At 81.8% G+C, this 297-nt stretch carries 1 pseudogene; it reads left to right on the forward strand.

What is annotated here, in order from left to right:
* A pseudogene (locus BST27_RS33375) lies at positions 1-297 on the forward strand (hypothetical protein); the annotation flags it as partial.

Consider the following 297-nt stretch of genomic DNA (forward strand, 5'->3'; position numbering starts at 1 on the left):
CCCCCCGTCGCCCAAAACCCCCCCGCCCCGGGGCCCCCCGGCCCCCCCACCCACGCGTGGCCCGCCGGCGCCGCCGGCGCCGCCGACATTGAACAGCCCCACGCCGCCGATCCCGCCGGCTCCGCCGGTCGTGCCCGCGGCGCCGAGGCCCCGCCCGCCGGCGGCCAAGGCTTCGTTGGTGGGGCCGGCGGGACCGGCGGCGCTGGGATATTCGCCGACGGTGGCGCCGGTGGGGCCGGCGGGATCGCCAACACCGTCGCCGGGAACGGCGGGGCCGGCGGCAACGCGTTCTTCGGT

Source organism: Mycobacterium intermedium (assembly GCF_002086275.1).
In the GTDB taxonomy this organism is placed as follows: domain Bacteria; phylum Actinomycetota; class Actinomycetes; order Mycobacteriales; family Mycobacteriaceae; genus Mycobacterium; species Mycobacterium intermedium.